This is a genomic window from Thermophagus sp. OGC60D27 (genome assembly GCF_052400625.1).
Taxonomy (GTDB): domain Bacteria; phylum Bacteroidota; class Bacteroidia; order Bacteroidales; family Marinilabiliaceae; genus Thermophagus.
This window is the reverse complement of sequence record NZ_JBQTGH010000002.1, coordinates 192,097-209,590: the sequence shown is the minus strand read 5'-3', so window position 1 is coordinate 209,590 and position 17,494 is coordinate 192,097. Positions and strand designations below refer to the sequence as shown.

Here is a 17,494-nt window from a genome sequence, read left to right as displayed (position 1 = left end):
ATTTCAAAAAAAAATCTTATGCAGAAAAGGCCGGGATTGTTAATCCTTCTTTTTTTTCTACTTATATCATGTCGAAATGAGATTGTCAAGGAAAGCGGCATAGTAAGAGGAGAGGATTTAGATTTGGTGGGGACCGATTCTGTTATAGTTGAACGGTTAATAGAGCGGTCCATGAGCGTTTATGGACGCGGTGGATTGCATGTGGATGTTCCTGATGATTATCTTTCCGAAGCCATGGATATTGCCAGTAAAAATGAGAATAATAATCAATTAGCTAGAATCTATAATCTTCTGGGGAAACGATATCGTAATCTGGCACAGTATGGGAATGCCATGAAATATCATCAGAAGGCTCTTGCTTTGGCGACCAAAAACGGAGATAAACAACTGTTGGGGGAAGTCTATAATCAGTTAGGGGTGGTGTATAGACGGATAGATGATAATCCCACCGCATTGGAAATGCATGTAAAGGCTCTTACGCTGGCAAAAGAAACGGGTGATTCCTTATTGATTAGTGCGGCCTATAATAGTATTGGAAATGTTAATTTCAATTTGAATCGGTTCGTTACTTCAATGGAATATTTCAAGCGTTCGTTAGATCTAGCCCAGAGGCTGAATAACAAATTGGGCCTAGCCATTAACCATAACAATTTAGGAGAATCGTTATTAAAATTGGGACATGTCGACTCCGCATTGTTTCATTTTTTTTCATCTCTTGATTATAATTATCAAATCGGAAGCGAAGTTGGGCAATCGATCTGTTTTAATAGCATAGGGGGAGCTTATTTGCAGCAGGGAAGGCCGTTTAAAGCCCTGGAATATTTAGAAAAAGCATTACATCTGAATGAAGATCTGGGCGATTTGATGCAAGTAGCGATTAGTCATACCAAAATTGGAGAGACGTATATTCAGATAGGGGATATGGATTTGGCAGAGAGTCATTTAATTAAGGGGCTAAATGTGGCCAGAGAAATAGGGTCATTGTTTCAGATGGAGGAAACAACCCAGCTTTTATCGGAATTGTGTGAGATGAGGGGGCAATATTCCGCAGCACTAGACTATTTTAAGATGTCTGCCATCTATAATGATAGCATTATAAATGAGAAAAACATAAATCATCTGGCTACTCAGGAGGCAGTTTTTGAATCCGAAAGGCAGCGGAAGCGCATTGACGAATTGAATAAACAGACCCTTCAACAAAAAGCGGAACTTGATCGACAACGATTCTTTTTGACCCTTGCATTGATTCTGGTAGGGGCAGTCTCGTTTGCAATAATCATGTTGGTTCGACAATCACAACTGAGACACCGGTATAAAAATGTTAGGCACCAACAGCGGCTGCTTCGCTCACAGATGAACCCTCACTTTATTTTCAATGCTCTTAGTGCTATTCAGGTCTATATCCTTGAGCATGATATTGAAAAATCCTCCCGTTTTTTAACTGATTTTGCCAGATTAATGCGATTGGTCTTGAGGAGCTCTACCCATGATTACATATCGTTGAAAGAGGAAACCGAAATTTTAGGTTATTATCTGGAGCTTCAGCGATTACGTTTTTCTGAAGCATTCGATTATATCCTAAATGTAGATGAGACCCTGGATGACGCTAAAGTAATGGTGCCTCCCATGTTGACCCAACCTTTTATAGAAAATGCCATAGAGCATGGCATAAGACCTTCCGGAACTGATGGCTATATATCGGTGAAGTTCATTCGGGAGGGAGAAAAGATGATTGTTGAGGTTGGTGATAACGGAATTGGAATTGATGCTTCCAAGAAAGCCAGCGAAAAGGAAAAAGGTCATGAGTCTATGGCGATTAAAATAACGCGGGAAAGACTAGATATGTTAAGAAGAGATTCGGGCAAAAGCACGGATCTGGTAATAATGGATAAGAAGCAGATTAATCCTTTTGATCGGGGGACTTTGGTTCGGATTACTCTCCCGGTAGTTGAAGTTGAGAATCACCCCAAAAAGCAGCAGAAAAATTTTCAAAAAAAGATCATTACAGAAAAGATTTAGATCCAGAATAGAATCATAAATTATGAGAAAAATATTAATTGTTGAAGATGAGCCTCTTATGCAGAAAATTATCAGGAAGGTGATCTTGCAACATTTTCCAGATTTTCACCTGTTGCAGGGGGTAACAACTGTTGCTGAAGCCCAGGCTTCTATTAAAGCTCATTCTCCCGATTTGGTTCTTCTTGATATCGGGTTACCAGACGGAACTGCCTTTGATCTTCTCCGAAAAGTAGAAATTTTTGATTTTAAAGTGGTTTTTTTGTCCGGGCAAGAAGATTTTCTTGTTGAAGCAGTTCGGTTTTCAGCGGCCAGTTATGTATTAAAACCTTTTGATCTTTCCGAATTGGTTTTTGCCATAGATAAAGCTAATGATGCCATGGATGAAAGCGATTATCAATCCAGAATGGAAATATTATTGTCCAATACTAATTTGCCGGCTTCGGCTCGGATGGTGGTATTCCCTACCGATAATTCTAGCCGGGCAGTGCCTCTTAATTCCATCCTTTTTGGTGAAGCTGTGGCAGGAGGATGTGTAGTTCATGCGGGAAAGGGAGATGAATTTTTTGTGTCACGCCCTTTGCGTCATTATGAACAAATGTTCGCAAAGTATGGTTTTTTTCGTTGTCATCCTCTGTATGTAGTCAACCTTAGTAAGATAGAAAGAGTGAATGAAGAATCTTCCAGTATCTTGATAAAAGGTTATGATGCAGAATTGCCAATAGATCCTCGGAAATGTCACCTTATTAAGCAACGGTTTTTACAGATTGAATAATTTAACCTGCATCCAAATTCCGAAATTGTTATACCACAATTTTTAGTAAATGAAACTTCGCTGGCAAATTTGTCATTATTTTTGCCGGTTAAAACGGCTTAAACCCAATGATTTCTCGAACTTCCTTGATGGTCTTAGAAGCACTCTCATGAGCTTTTTCGCGCCCTTGATCTGCCACTTTCCTTAAATATGCATTATCCTTTGAGATCGCATTGATTTTTTCACGTATTGGAGTAGTAAAAGCAATTATGTCTTCTGCCAGTTTTTTCTTTAAATCGCCATATCTGATAGAGCAGTTGGCATAATCCTCCTTGAATTGATGTAATACTTCAGGCTTCGATACCACTTCCATGATGGTAAAGAGGTTTTGAATGGGTTCACTAATGGGAGAATTGGGAATGGTTGGACCACTGTCTGTGACAGCTTTCATAACTTTTTTCCGGATTGCTCCTGGTTCATCTGCCAAAAAGATACCATTTCCTTCCGATTTGCCCATTTTCCCTGAACCGTCAAGCCCTGGAATTTTGATTAGAGATTCACCAAAATTAAAGGGTTGTGGAATGGTGAAATAGTCTACTTCATAAATGCGGTTAAATCGGTTTGCAAATTTCCGGGTCATTTCCAAATGTTGTTCCTGATCTTTTCCGACAGGAACTTTGGCAGCCTGGTGAATAAGAATATCGGAAGCCATAAGTACAGGATAGGTCAGCAAACCTGCATTGATGTTGTCAGGTTGTTTTCTAGCTTTATCTTTGAATGAGGTGGTTCGTTCCAACTCTCCAAGATAGGCATTCATATTAAGCAAAAGAGTAAGCTCTGCTACTTCCGGTAAGTCGCTTTGAATGTAAATAGTTGCTTTTTCCGGATCAAGACCTGAAGCAAGGTATTCGGCCAATACTTGTTTGACATTTCCATGCAAGTCATTGGGATGCGGATGCGTCGTCAATGAATGATAATCGGCAATAAAAAAGAAGCAATTATAATTTTCCTGCATTTTCAGGAAGTTCTTTAAAGCACCAAAATAATTCCCCAAATGGAGATTTCCTGTTGGTCGAATCCCACTTACTACAGTTTCCATATCGTCTTTTCTAATCTGAAATCTATTCTTCTAAAACGGAAACAAAAATAGTAAAAATAAGGTGTAATACAATGTAGAGAATAGCCGGGAGCTTAAAACCCAGAAATTGTCAAAACAGAATTTGTTTAGTTTTGAAATTCCTGGGTTTAGTTTTGTACTAAAAAAATTTGAATTCTATATTGAAATTTTGAGAGATCCTTTATCTGAGGAATGACTTATTGTATTTTTAACGTCATGCGTGTCAGTTCCAGGTGATTTGGGAGCGGGCAGAGCTTATAGATTCGATATTGTAGAGATCTCCAACAAAGTCTTCTTCAAATTGATATGCCAACACCTCAAAGATTAACTCTTCTCCTTCCTCAGGCAGATTTCCCTGATACTTGACATAGTTACTTGCATAATTGAGTTCAAATGATGTGCTCGAGAATAAGTTGGAAGCATAATATACGATTTCAGAATCATCGGTTAATTTAAGTACACGAACCCGATAGGCTTCTGCGTTGGATGGTTCGCTCCATTCTGCTGACAGAGTGTTGTTTTCGAGGCTGAAATCACTAATGTTAACAGGGGATACAAAACTGCTGCTAGTTAAAATATCTGATATCGAATCTGTTTCATTGCTGCTGGTTCGTATTTGGAATTTGTAGGTCCCGGGTGTAGGAGGAACTGTCGAGTAATCTTCGTCTGCAGGCTCTATAAGGAAGGTGGAAGAATATCCTTCATAGGGATTCAACGCTTTTTGATTCCCGTTGGGTGTTGTTACAATGACATCCTGCATGGATTTGTTCCCATAAACATAATAGGCTGTTGCAAATTCGATGGGGCCGGATTCCGAGTAGCGACTAAAAACGACAACGTCGCCATAAGCACTGAAGGCTGTTTCTTCATCATTACATGAATTAAGAGAAATAATTATTCCTAATAAAGTAAGAAGAAAGGATAGGTTTTTCATAATTAATAACTTTTAAGGTTGGTTGAAATTTTGGAATTTAATTTTTTTTAACATCAATTTTTGTGCCGAAAATGGAAATTGTCGATATCGTATTTGGGCAGGAGTCTTTTACGTTTGACCAAAATATTGGCGCCTTTCCTCAAATTTGAGAAAAGTAGGTACAATATTGATCTCTTATTTGATTAATTTTAGCTTCTGTTTAATTGTTGGATTTAATCCGACAGGGTATTGTGGAGAAACTGTTTTAGAAATGGTTCGGATTAATAAAATTTCCCGAAAAATAGCATGGAGCCTTGGGCTGACTTGGAACTATTCCGATCGTATACGTACTCTTCGTGATTTGGTGGAGAATAGGGAGCGCTTTCAGGTACTCATTAATGCTACCCCTGATATTATTTGTTTTAAAGATGCAAAAGGACGATGGATTGAAGCCAATGAATCTTCCAAGAAACTTTTTCGCTTAGAGGGTAAGAATTTTTTAATGAAGAGTGACGAGCAATTAAAGGAAATGGTGCCTGAACTTGCCGAGGTCTTTGATCAATGTATGGAGACAGATCGGGAGGCGTGGAGAAAGAAAGATACGGTTATGTCGGAGGAGATCATCCCGTTGGTCAATGGCGCGTATCGGGTTTATGATATTATTAAAAACCCTGTATTCGATAAATCGGGAAATAGAAAAGGTATTGTTGTTCTGGGACGGGACATTACCGACCGGAAAAAAGCAGAAGAAATGCTTCGCGAAAGTGAAGAGCGTTTCCGGATTGTTGCAACACATGCCAGTGATATTATTTTTGAGTGGGATCCCTTTTCCGATGTCATGAAATGGTATGGACGAGAAGAGGTGTTCGAGAAGTTCAATCCTGCACCGCGTAATTTTAGTGAGTTTATTGATATGGTTTATCTTGATGATAGGGAACGTATCCTGCATTTCTGGAAAGAAAAACTTGCTAAAAAAGAAGAGTGGAAAGATGAATTCCGGGTATATTCTAAAGAACGAAAATTAAAATATTACAGGTCATGTGGAATAATGGTTTTTAAAAACGGGAAGCCTTATAAGGTGTTTGGGACCTTAGCCGACGTGACACATCAGAAAGAGCTGATTGATAACCTTCGCGAAGCCGTAGAGGTTGCCCAATACAATCAAGCCAGACTGACCGGTTTGCTCTCAGTAATTCCGGACCTTATACTTGTTTTCGATAAACAGGGGATCATAAAGGATTACCATGCAGAGAGCGTCAGTTCATTGTATGTTCCACCCGAAGCATTTGTTGATCAGCCAGTTGAAAAAGTATTACCCCCACAGATTGCAACCCTTACTCTTGACAAGATAAACCAAGTGATGGCACACAAAAGTGTCGAAACTTATGAGTATGAATTGTCTGATAATAATGGTAGTGGAATTTTTGAGGCCCGTATGGTATTTGTGGATGAAGAGAGGGTTATGGTCATTATACGCAATGTTACTTACGAGCGAAAAGTTGAACAAGAATTAATTAAAGCAAAAGAACAAGCCGAAGAGAGTGATCGTCTGAAATCTGCGTTTTTGGCCAATTTGAGCCACGAAATCCGTACTCCGATGAATGGGATTATTGGTTTTTCGGAATTGCTCAGGAACGAAAATCTCCAAAAGGAAGAAAAGGAGAGTTACATAAATACCATTGTTAGCAGTGGTCACCAATTGCTTTCTATAATCGATGACGTGCTTGAAATCTCCCAACTTGAAACGAGACAGATTCATTTGCTCCCCGACAGAATTAATCTGAACCGGTTAGTCGTCGATCTGGCCAGATTCTTTAGTATTGAAGCGAAACAAAAATCCGTCAATCTTCAATATCGCTTACCTGATGAGGAGCATTTTGTCGTGGCCGATGGAGGAAGAATAACACAGATATTTAACAATTTGATTGGTAATGCCTTTAAATTTACTCAACAGGGAGGATTTATTGAATTCGGGTTTGAGCCGATGGGTGATTTTATTAGATTTTTTGTCATCGATGATGGAATCGGTATTGAGCCTGCTCATCACCATATTATATTCGAGCGTTTTGGCCAGGTTCCGACTACCGGAGCTTCACAAAAAAAAGGTACTGGTCTTGGGCTTTCTATTAGTAAAAGTCTTGTTGAATTAATGGGAGGTAGAATTTGGGTGGAATCGACTCCCGGACATGGAGCTTCTTTCTTTTTCACCATTCCTGTAACGCAGAAATAGATGATATAAACCAACTTGTTGCTTATTTAAATCAATAAGGTACATTTTTATGCGATCGCCAAAATTAACGTGTGTAGTATTATTTTTGGATTTTTTGTTCTTGAATTTAGAAAGATAGTAAGGCATTTCTTTATTAAGTATTTTTTTCGACTGTAGTTATTCACGATTGGTAGTAAATAGAAGCATCAGTCGTTTCAGCCTTGCATCGATTTCTTTTAAAATTGATGAGGCTTAAATTTTAATCTTTAGGGGCTTTAGTTATTTTTGCGGAAAATAATTCAGATGGCGTATATACTTTGTATCGAAACCTCTACCTCAGTTTGCTCAACAGCATTGGTAAAAGACGGAGAAGTTATTGCCGCACGGCAGAATAATGAAGGGAATTCACACGCCACTCAACTCACGTTGCTCATTCAGGATTTGTTTAATGATTCTGCTGTTATTCCTGATATTAGTGATATTGATGCTGTGGCAGTTAGTTCTGGTCCTGGATCATACACCGGCCTGCGGATTGGTGTATCTACAGCTAAAGGTATCTGCTTTGCTATGGATAAGCCTTTGATCGCTGTTTCATCCCTTGCTATATTGGCCTGGCCGGTAGTTCAGCAGCGTGTGGTAGATGATTCAGAATCTGATCCTTGGTACTGCCCAATGATCGATGCACGTCGTATGGAAGTTTATACTGCAATGTTCGATCAAAACATGGTTCAGCAAAGAAATACTTCTGCCGATATTATTGATCAAAATAGTTATCAGGATATTTTGGAACAGCGAAAAGTATTCTTCTTTGGTAATGGCGCTGGTAAGTGTAAGGATTCTTTGGGGCATAGCAACGCTGTTTTTTTGGACGATGAAGGTCCTTTGGCCCGCAACATGGCAACCATGGCGAATGATTCCTGGCTACGTAGACGATTTGAAGATGTGGCCTATTTTGAACCTTTTTATTTGAAAGACTTTATTGCTACCACTCCCAAGAGGAAAGTCCTTTGAGATGACTGATCATTGAAGGGGCAAGCTTAATTTAGGGTGTTAACTTTAGAATAGGCTAAAGTATTGGTGGTTTGATTTTTTGCGCTGAAAAAGAAATAATTTAGCAACAAAAGGGTGAAAAAGGCGTGTCTTCATTACGGTCATTATTCCATTTATACTATTGCCAGAAAAATTATTATTAAACCCTTCACCATTATTCCTTGTTTAAAGGATTGATGAAGTATCCTTTGCTAAATATTCTGCTGGTGGAAGAAGATCCCTCTTTGGGATCAGAATTAAAAGAGTTGTTAAGCACGTCAGGACATCGTGTGGAATATTGCGATGAAGGCAATCAGGGTTTTGAGACCTTTTGCAATGGTCAATTCAATTTCTGTATTTTTGATATTGTTTTGCCAGGCATTGATGGATATACACTTGCTCAGAGGATTAGAAGAAGGGATCAATCCATTCCTATTATTATTATAAGTAGTCTGAGCCGGAAAGAGGATAAACGAAAAGCTTTTGATTTGGGAATTGATGACTATCTGGTGAAACCTTTTGATTCAGAAGAGTTGGTCTGGAGAATTCGGGCGATAAAACGTCGAATGCAACTGTCTGCTTCTTTAGCAGAAATCAATCTGGTTTTTTCTTTGGGGGGCTTTTCATTTGATTTCAATCATCAGCTATTGAAGCGCAGTGGCAGGGTGCAGCGGCTCACCCGTCGCGAATGCGAAGTGTTGCGAATGCTTTGTGGTCGAAAAAATCAGTTGGTGAAACGCGATGAAATATTGAAGCAGCTATGGGGGGATGTAGATTATTTCCACGGACGGAGTCTGGATGTTTTTATCAGTAAGTTAAGACGTTATCTGAAAAGCGACCCCCGAATAAAAATTGAAAATATTCCTACAATTGGGTATGTTCTGAAGGATGAGAGCAATGATCCGGTAGATCAGTAATTTTGGAGGGGATTTTTACCATTGATCAGAGAGCGATGCTGACTTTTAGCGTTTACGGGGAAATTTTTAATGATGAGAATAATGGTTTCACAGAACTTAATCATTAATCGCGATAGTATGGCTGCGACGGTATCAATCCAAGAAAATGAAACGAGCATGATCCAATCGATGGTTTGGCATGCTCGTTTCATTATAATTTAGATAAAAAAAGGGTTATTGTACCAATCCCTCTCTGATCATATATTCTGCAATCTGAACTGCGTTCATGGCAGCCCCTTTCCGAATTTGATCAGCTACAACCCAAAATGTTAGACCATTTGGATTGGCCAGGTCAGCCCGGATTCGCCCCACATAAACTTCGTCTTTTCCCGACAAATACAATGGCATGGGATATTCGTGGTGCTCCGGATCGTCTAGTATTTTTATTCCGTTTGTTCGGGCGAAGGCGTCTCTTGCCTCCTCAACAGTAACCGTCCGTTCGGTTTCTACCCAAATGGCTTCGGAATGAGCCCTTAAGATAGGAATTCTGACACACATGGCACTTACCTCTACATCAGAATGCATTATTTTTCGGGTCTCATTGAACATCTTCATTTCCTCTTTAGTATATCCATTATCCGTAAATACATCCACCTGAGGAATAATGTTCATGGCCAGTTGGTGAACAAATTTCTGAACCGTCGGTTTTTCACCCTTTACAATCTGACGGAACTGCTCTTCCAATTCGGCCATGCCCGTTGCGCCTGCCCCACTCGCTGCCTGATAGGTTGCAACATGTACTCGACGAATATGAGAAACATCTTCAATTGCTTTAAGTGCCACCACCATCTGAATTGTCGTGCAATTGGGGTTGGCAATGATTCTCCGTGGACAATTGGCACAGTCAGAGGCATTGACTTCGGGTACCACCAACGGTACATCGTCATCCATCCGGAAGGCACTTGAATTGTCGATCATGATAGCACCATATTTGGTGATCGTTTCGGCATACTCTTTAGAGGTGCTTGCACCAGCACTGGTCAGTGCAATGTCAATATCCTTAAAATCGTCATTGTGACGAAGCTCTTTAACTTCCAGTTCTTTGCCCCTGAAAGGGAATTTCTTACCGGCACTTCGGGAGGATCCGAAAAGCACGAGCTCATCCATGGGAAAATCTCTTTTTCCCAGAATGTTTAAAAATTCCTGTCCTACAGCTCCACTGGCTCCTACAATCGCAATTTTCATAAGTTTTTAATTATTCTTTGTTAATGGTACTATGGAACTCGTATACTTGATTTGTTATTTTCCCTATTTCCCACCTAATATTTTGGAGGTAATGTTATGAACCAAGAACTTATCAGGTGGCGAGTCCCCGCCCTAGGTAGGTGACTCCTTTATTTTTTTGAAAATATTTATTTAATTTGTAACCGGCGTTGGATACAAATTGTAAAAGACCCGGCAATACAATTTCGGATTGAAACTTTTAACAGATCCAACATTTCTAATGGTGTATTAGACACCCTTTTTTTACTCTTTAGACCTTGAACTAAGGTCTGTACTTTTCAATTGTTACAAAATTAATAGTTTTTAGTAATAAACCCTAATCAAATGAGAGTAGTTGTTTATTACTTTTTATTTTTTGTGGGATTGTATCATTTAAGTTCCACCGCTTTTTCTTCTGTTATTTTTGATACTTATCCGGAAGGTTGGATAGGTGATACTACACTTTTTGTGAAGAATTCCGTTGAAGGTACGCTTCAATTGAATGCGCCTGAAGAAGCCGGGGAGGCCTTCCTTTTTTATCCTTCAGAATCGCTTGAGGATGCCGAATGGGAAATAGGTGTGTCCCTTGACTTTAACCCTTCATCAAATAATTATATGAAAATCTATTTGGCTACAGATGGGGCAGATAGTTTTGAAAATGGTTTTTACTTGGTGATTGGTACCTCTAAGGATAATATTTCTCTTTGGGAGCGATCAAATGGTGAAGATCGACTGCTGATTGAAGGGACTGAAAAATTATTGGATATGAGTTCTGTGGACTTGACAGTCCGAGTATCCCGAACAAAGGGGGGGGATTGGACAATGGAGGCAAATATCGGAGATGGCTGGTTGGCGCAGGGAGAGACTTTTAGCAGCTTTGGATTTCGGGCACTCTGGTTCGGGCTTAGTTGCCACTACACAAAAACCAGATCGGATAAATTTGTAGTTCGACAAATTGTTGTAAATGGAGAACCCTTTAACCGTTTATTGCCACTTCAAATCACCTCTCTTCAGGTCATAAATGGCCATAATCTGCTCATTGAGTTTTCGGATAAGGTTTCACAATTTGCTTCTACCCCTCAAATTTATGGGGTGGGGTTTGAATTGCCTAAGGTTGAAGATGTCTTTTATGAGCAAGATTCTTCTTCTGTAAAAGTTGCGTTAACCGAAATGCTTCCGGACAAGGAAGAAGGACAGCTGATTATTTCGGGCTGGTGTAACAACGGCGGGCTGTGTATGGAGGATACCATTCTTTCGTTTTCTTATATTTCACCGAAAGTCACCAACTTCTTTGTTGAGAGTTATTTTGATCTTTTTATTTCTTTTAATCAGATCTTACCCAGTGGATTACTGCAGTCGCATCATTTTAATTTTAAAGATGCCGATATTCAGGTTGAAGAGGTTGTCGATCTGGGAAAAGGAGATTATCATCTCCGGCTAAACCATCCCATTAAGGATGCTGTGGAGGTGATCTGTTTTATTGAAGAACTGGAATTGTCCAATGGTGATGTGATACCCAGTGGCCCTTACTCACTTTATTATCACGAGGCATCTCCTTTTGACCTTGTTTTTTCTGAAATAATGCATGATCCCATTCCATCTGTATTGTTGCCGGAGGTTGAATACATTGAATTATATAATAGATCGGAATTGCCTGTTAATTTGAAGAATATGATATTGAGTGTGAACGGAAAAAGGGTCGTTTTAGATGCTTACATGCTTTATCCAGGTGAGTATGTTGTGCTTTCCCAAAGTGACGAGTTTTATTTCCCCGGGTTGGTGGTTCCGGACAAGTGGAATGCGCTGACCAATTCAGGGGGTGAGCTGGCATTATTTAGCCCGTCGGGGAAGGTTGTGGCAGCATTCCGTTATCCTGAGACATTGGAGGGAAAAGAGTTTAAGCAAAAGGGAGGATGGTCAATGGAAGTGATCGATCCCGATAATCTTTCAGGCGACATTTTCAACTGGGCCTACTCCGACAACGAGAAAGGGGGTACGCCCGGCGAGCCTAACTCCGTCGCAGGTTTTAACCCCGATATGACGTCACCCTCTCTAGAGGATGCCTGGCTTGTAGGAGATACGGTTTTAATGCTGAAGTTTTCTGAACAATTGGATAGCAGCAGTTTCAAAGTCTCCGATTTTCATCTTTTGTCCTCAAGTTCCACAATTGCCGGGATTGTTTTAGACTCAGTATATTTTGAGGAGGTTAAAATTGAATTTAAGAATCGATTAATCCCTCATAAGGTTGAAGAGTTGGTGATTCCTTCCGAAATTACTGATTTGGCAGGGAATAAATATTCTGGGCTTTCATCTCTTTTTTTCGGGCTTCCGGGTTCAATAGATAGCTTGGATATAGTAATCAATGAGTTGTTGTTTGATCCTCCTGTTGATGGCTCTGACTATGTGGAATTGTACAATCGCTCGGATCATATTGCGGCTCTTAACAGTATTTGTTTGGCAAGAAATGGCGATGGTGATGGACCTGAAGAGCTGATTCCTCTATCAGACCGGTTACGCTGGTTTCTTCCGGGGAGACACTTGTGCTTTACAGAAGATGCAACCTGGGTGAAAAGTAATTTTTTCTGTGAAAACGAGGATTATTTAATAGATCTGTACAATTTCCCCAATTTTCTGGCAGATGGCGGAACTGTGTTTTTGACTCAGCTCAATGGAGAGGTGATAGATCGTTTTGATTATTCTCCTAAAATGCATTTTGAGCTACTAACTGAAACCAAGGGTGTAGCGCTTGAACGCATCGCATACGATGTGGATACCAATAGAGGAGAGTCATGGCATTCGGCATCGTCAATTACAGGATATGGAACCCCCACGGCCATTAATTCTCAGTTTGTTAGTGATGCCAGGAAAGCAACAAAACAATTGTTTCAAATATCTCCGGAAATTTTTACTCCTGACATGGATGGTATGGATGACCTGTTAGTTATTTCATATTCCGTTGAAAGTCCAGTGACTAAAGGCACATTTATAATTTTTGATGCAGAAGGTCGGCAGGTAAAACTTCTGGTCAATAATCGAACCTTAAGTACCTCCGGCAGGATCACATGGGATGGTATCTCCGATGACCATTCTTTAGCATCACCAGGAATTTATATCGTCTGGTGCAAAATCTATGATCTGTCCGGAAACGTTCGAGAATATAAAGATAGTTTTGTTCTGGGGACCAGTAGTAAATGATTGGTTTTTGTAATTGTTGACAATTAAGAATTTATAGGGTGATTGCAATCGGGGTTTTACAATTAGGACAAAGTCTATTTTCTAAATGGGAGGAAATGATTCGATATCCTATTCGTTCAATTAATAAGGCCTTGCATTTGGGACATCTGGTGTTCTGATATTCACCATTCGGAATATTACCTAGGTAAATATAGTTTAGACCTGCTTTTAGCCCTGTTTCGTGGGCCATGAATAAAGTTTCCATAGGTGTGGGGGGGATATCTTTTAGCTTATAAGCAGGGAAAAACCTGCTAATATGCCAGGGAATATTTGTGCCAAGCTCTTGAGCAATAAATTTGGCCATGTTTTGTAATTCTTGAGGGCTGTCATTTATGCCTGGAATGATAAGAGTGGTTACTTCCAGCCAGATCCCGCTTGCGGCAATTTTCTGTAATGATTCCAATACAGGATGGAGGCGACCTCCCGTCAGGTGTTGATATGTCTCGTTTTTAAAGGCTTTAAGGTCAATGTTGATGGCATCAAGCCGGGGAATGATCTGGTCAAGCATCTCTTCTGTCATAAATCCATTGGAGACAAATATGTTTTTTATTCCTTGTTGTCGGGCTATTTCGGCAATATCATAGGCGTATTCATAAAATATGGTGGGTTCATTGTAAGTGTAGGCAATGCTTTTGCAGCCAGCCTGTAGCGCTTCTTTTACAATTTCTTCCGGAGTTGCCAACGACCCCTGATTGACAAATTGCTCATCTCCGACCTGTGAAATTTCACAATTTTGACAAAAAGAGCATTGAAAATTGCACCCGGAAGTCCCAATAGATAATGTTTTTGATCCGGGATAAAAATGATACAGTGGCTTTTTTTCAATGGGGTCAATATGATTGGCGATTGAACGTCCATAAACCAAGGAGAAAAGAGTGCCGTCAATATTTTTCCGTACTTTGCAAATCCCTGTATTCCCAGGTGTTATTGTGCAGCGATGGGCGCAAAGATGACACTTTACACTTTTTTTATCCGATTTATGATACAAAAGAGCTTCTTTCATGATACAAACGATAACACATCTCATCTTGCCTATGGCTTGATTGAGGCATGAAAAAAGATGAGCCGGAAATATTAAGTGGCTGTTCTAATCGGTTCTTTTTTCAACTAAAAGTCATCTAAAATTACGATTAACGTTCGGTCTTTGTCAAACTCATGTAATAAGAATAAGGCGTCTTATTTTATTTCGTGATTAAATGCCGACTCTTTTCTAAAAGCAAAAATGATCATTACAGTAACTACAACCACCGAATAGTATACCGCGGTGGGAATTGGTAAGGCATCACCTGAAGCATATGAATGCATCCCTGTGAGGTAATAGTTGACCCCGAGGTAAGTCATAATAACCGATGCAAAGGCTAGTAGAGAAGCTGTGTTAAAAGCCAGAGTTCCACGAAGACCAGGTATAAGACGCATATGTATTACAAAAGCATAGATCAGAATGGTGATGAGTGACCAAGTTTCTTTCGGATCCCACCCCCAGTAACGGCCCCATGATTCATTGGCCCAGATTCCGCCAAGAAAGGATCCGATGGTCATTAGATATAACCCAACAATCAATGACATTTCATTGATGGCTGTTAATTCGGTAATGGTTGCTTTTATGCGCTTTCTGGTGGTACGGGATTGAAGGGCAGTAAGGAAAAGATTCATGAAACCAAGCAATGCCCCGAGAGTCAGAAAACCATAGCCGCCAATAATCACTGCTACATGCAGGGTGAGCCAATAGGATTTCAGGACTGGGACCAGGTTGGTTATTTCGGGGTTCATCCAGCTCAGGTGTGAAACCATTAGTACAATTCCGGCGAAGAGGGCCGTAACTGACAACACTAGGGGGGAATGGCGACTAAACAGCAAACCTGCCAGCAATAATACCCATGCGATTAATAGCATCGATTCATATCCGTTGGACCAAGGGGCATGACCTGATACATACCACCGGAGGGCAAGCCCCAATGAATGATACGTAAAGCCAGCCATAATCAATGTTATTGAGAGGTCCTTAATCCACTTTTTCATAAGGGAAGGGTATATCAGTACGGTAATATGGAATGTAACGAGAATAACGCCCAGCACAAAGAAGAATGTGGCCAGCCACATAAAGATGTTCAATTTGTTGTAAAGAAGCTCCGCTCTCATCTTGGTATCAGAGGGAATTAGATGACCGGCTTTTTGGCTTTGCCATGTTTTTAGGTCATGCACTAATTTGATCGCTTCATTGTTATTGTCGTTTCTGACCGATTCAATAATGGACGATATCATCTGTTTTGCAATCAGACTGTTTCCATTTGTCAGGTTTGACAAATGGGCTGTAGGAGACAACCACGGTTCATCAGGATTGTTGTTCACAGGAAATATTCGGAGCAGGCTTGCTGATTTAGCCAGATAAAAGACATTGACTTGTTCGTCCACTTTTATCAATTCCTGTTCCAGCTTATTTCTTTCTGCAGGATTTTTCCTGTAGGCGGCATTTACATGTTGATGAATTTTGTATATCTGGTCGGATGAAAAAAAATCATTGAATGAAGCTTTTCGACCTTTAATGCCCAATAGTTTTTTTAGTTGCGGGTGTTTAACGGTGATGATCGGTACCTTCCCCCATTTGTCCGGATAGATGAGGATTCCCAATAACATTTGGTCCGGACTAAAACCATTGAAAGAATTATGTTTGACCAGCTTAATCATGATGTCCTGATGTAATGTGTTGAGTGGTTTTATTCTTCCTCCTTTGTCTTGAACCCATAGTTTTCCGACAGCTGTTGCCACTTTCGAGTCAGGGCGGGGAGGCATCTCGTTCCCAAATGCAGGTAAAGCAGACACCAAGATAAGCAGGGCGATCCAATATGTTTTTTGTTTGTAAAGATTGTTGGTTTTTCTCAGCAATTGGCGGAATCGAGTGTGAGGTGCAAATAGAGACCAGATCATGCTGATGCTTAATAGTATATACCCCAGATAGGTGACAAAGGTTCCGGCAAAGTCATGGTTAACAGAAAGAATGGTTCCTTTTTCATCCGGATCATAGGACGATTGATAAAATCGGAAACCTCTGTAATTTAGAATGTTATTCATGAAGATGCGGTAATCTTTTTTTATCTGGTTTTGGGGGTCAATAACGGTGACCTCACTGGCATAGGAGGAAGGACTTTCTGATCCCGGATAGCGTTCCAGCTCAAATTTGTTGAGGTGTAGAGCAAAAGGGAGCTCCAGAGGGAGGGCTCCGTAGCGAATTTGAATGGTTCCGTTATTTAGGACTACTGACTTTGGTTTTCCAATTTCACCTGGTCGACCGGCCACATGTATGGTTTGGGATTGTTTCCCGTCGGAGAGGATAAAAGTGATCACATCCGGTATTTGCCCGGCTTGTTGTTCGGATGGTGCGGCCATTGCAGAATGAGGTATATAGGAGGTACTTTTAAGACAGTACTTTTTCCCGTTGATTTTTATACTCTCCGAATATTGCTTTGGCGTTTTGGCAGAAAGAAACACCGGTTTGTGTAACATCTTTGTTCCGGATCGGTCGTTGATTTCCACCGATACGTATTCATTAACAGTAAGAATGGTTTCTGAAGATTTTCCTTCGCGGATGTGCATTTTCCCTTCATAGCCGGTATATCGGGTGATCGCAGCTCCTGCAATAATGATAAAGAAGGCGCAATGGAAGAGTAATACGGGTGCTTTTTCCCACCGCCAAAGATTAAAGTTGAAGAGATTGCCAAACATATTAATTCCCATCAGGACGAATATGAGCTCGAACCACCAAGTGTTGTAAACCATAGCTCTGGCCGCCCGGTAACCAAAGTCGTTTTCGAGGAAAGTGGCCACGGCCAGAACTGTTGCCAAAATGAAGAAAAGAACACCCATTAGTTGCCGGGAAGTGAGAAGTTTGACAATCCGTTCCATAATTGTTTTCAAATTAATTTAATGTTGGGCGGTTAACCTGACAAGTATGCTTTGAGTGGCTAAAATAATGACTTTAATAGAATTTTGTCATCAGAGGAGGAAAATTAATGGCATGCCATTGTTAAAATTAGCTCTGCTTTTAGAATTTAGGGAAAATTATTAA

At 40.2% G+C, this 17,494-nt stretch carries 12 protein-coding genes; 6 read left to right on the top strand and 6 right to left on the bottom strand.

Annotated elements, in window-relative coordinates:
• Positions 1-18 precede the first annotated feature (18 nt).
• Positions 19-2,019, top strand: a complete 2,001-nt coding sequence (locus ACT29H_RS03035; RefSeq protein WP_444820118.1) for a tetratricopeptide repeat-containing sensor histidine kinase — start codon at positions 19-21, stop codon at positions 2,017-2,019.
• Between the two features lie 22 nt (positions 2,020-2,041).
• Entirely contained in the window at positions 2,042-2,791 is a 750-nt protein-coding gene (locus tag ACT29H_RS03030) for a LytR/AlgR family response regulator transcription factor (protein WP_444820117.1), read from the top strand.
• Positions 2,792-2,879: 88 nt separating this feature from the next.
• On the opposite strand, the gene trpS is transcribed toward ACT29H_RS03030, so the two are convergent.
• Positions 2,880-3,869, bottom strand: a complete 990-nt coding sequence (gene trpS, locus ACT29H_RS03025) for a tryptophan--tRNA ligase (RefSeq protein ID WP_444820116.1) — start codon at positions 3,867-3,869, stop codon at positions 2,880-2,882.
• Between the two features lie 241 nt (positions 3,870-4,110).
• Positions 4,111-4,821, bottom strand: a complete 711-nt coding sequence (locus tag ACT29H_RS03020) for a hypothetical protein (RefSeq protein WP_444820115.1) — start codon at positions 4,819-4,821, stop codon at positions 4,111-4,113.
• A 250-nt stretch (positions 4,822-5,071) separates the two neighbouring features.
• On the opposite strand from ACT29H_RS03020, the gene ACT29H_RS03015 reads away from it, so the two are divergent.
• The 3 genes from ACT29H_RS03015 to ACT29H_RS03005 all read left to right on the top strand — a co-directional run bounded on the left by ACT29H_RS03015 (position 5,072) and on the right by ACT29H_RS03005 (position 8,955).
• The gene (locus ACT29H_RS03015; RefSeq protein WP_444820114.1) at positions 5,072-7,030 is read left to right on the top strand and encodes an ATP-binding protein; all 1,959 of its coding nucleotides are present in this window, start codon (positions 5,072-5,074) and stop codon (positions 7,028-7,030) included.
• Between the two features lie 282 nt (positions 7,031-7,312).
• Positions 7,313-8,020 (top strand): tRNA (adenosine(37)-N6)-threonylcarbamoyltransferase complex dimerization subunit type 1 TsaB, encoded by a 708-nt coding sequence (gene tsaB, locus ACT29H_RS03010; protein ID WP_444820113.1) that lies wholly within the window; start codon positions 7,313-7,315, stop codon positions 8,018-8,020.
• A 215-nt stretch (positions 8,021-8,235) separates the two neighbouring features.
• Entirely contained in the window at positions 8,236-8,955 is a 720-nt protein-coding gene (locus tag ACT29H_RS03005; protein ID WP_444820112.1) for a response regulator transcription factor, read from the top strand.
• On the opposite strand, the gene ACT29H_RS03000 is transcribed toward ACT29H_RS03005, so the two are convergent.
• Complete coding sequence (locus tag ACT29H_RS03000) at positions 8,949-9,146, bottom strand: hypothetical protein (protein ID WP_444820111.1); 198 nt, start codon at positions 9,144-9,146, stop codon at positions 8,949-8,951. The genes ACT29H_RS03005 and ACT29H_RS03000 overlap by 7 nt on opposite strands.
• 22 nt (positions 9,147-9,168) lie before the next feature.
• Positions 9,169-10,179, bottom strand: coding sequence for an aspartate-semialdehyde dehydrogenase (locus ACT29H_RS02995; RefSeq protein WP_444820110.1), 1,011 nt, complete (start codon positions 10,177-10,179; stop codon positions 9,169-9,171).
• Between the two features lie 363 nt (positions 10,180-10,542).
• On the opposite strand from ACT29H_RS02995, the gene ACT29H_RS02990 reads away from it, so the two are divergent.
• Positions 10,543-13,392 carry a lamin tail domain-containing protein gene (locus ACT29H_RS02990; RefSeq protein ID WP_444820109.1) on the top strand — a complete coding sequence of 950 codons (2,850 nt, stop codon included), beginning with the start codon at positions 10,543-10,545 and terminating at the stop codon, positions 13,390-13,392.
• Between the two features lie 31 nt (positions 13,393-13,423).
• Here the strand turns inward: ACT29H_RS02990 and amrS are convergent, their stop codons facing one another.
• On the bottom strand, positions 13,424-14,434 hold the full coding sequence (gene amrS / locus ACT29H_RS02985) for an AmmeMemoRadiSam system radical SAM enzyme (RefSeq protein ID WP_444820108.1): 1,011 nt from the start codon (positions 14,432-14,434) through the stop codon (positions 13,424-13,426).
• 173 nt (positions 14,435-14,607) lie between these two features.
• A complete protein-coding gene (gene ccsA, locus ACT29H_RS02980; protein WP_444820107.1) occupies positions 14,608-17,331 on the bottom strand; it encodes a cytochrome c biogenesis protein CcsA in 2,724 nt (907 codons plus the stop codon).
• Between the last annotated feature and the right edge of the window lie 163 nt (positions 17,332-17,494).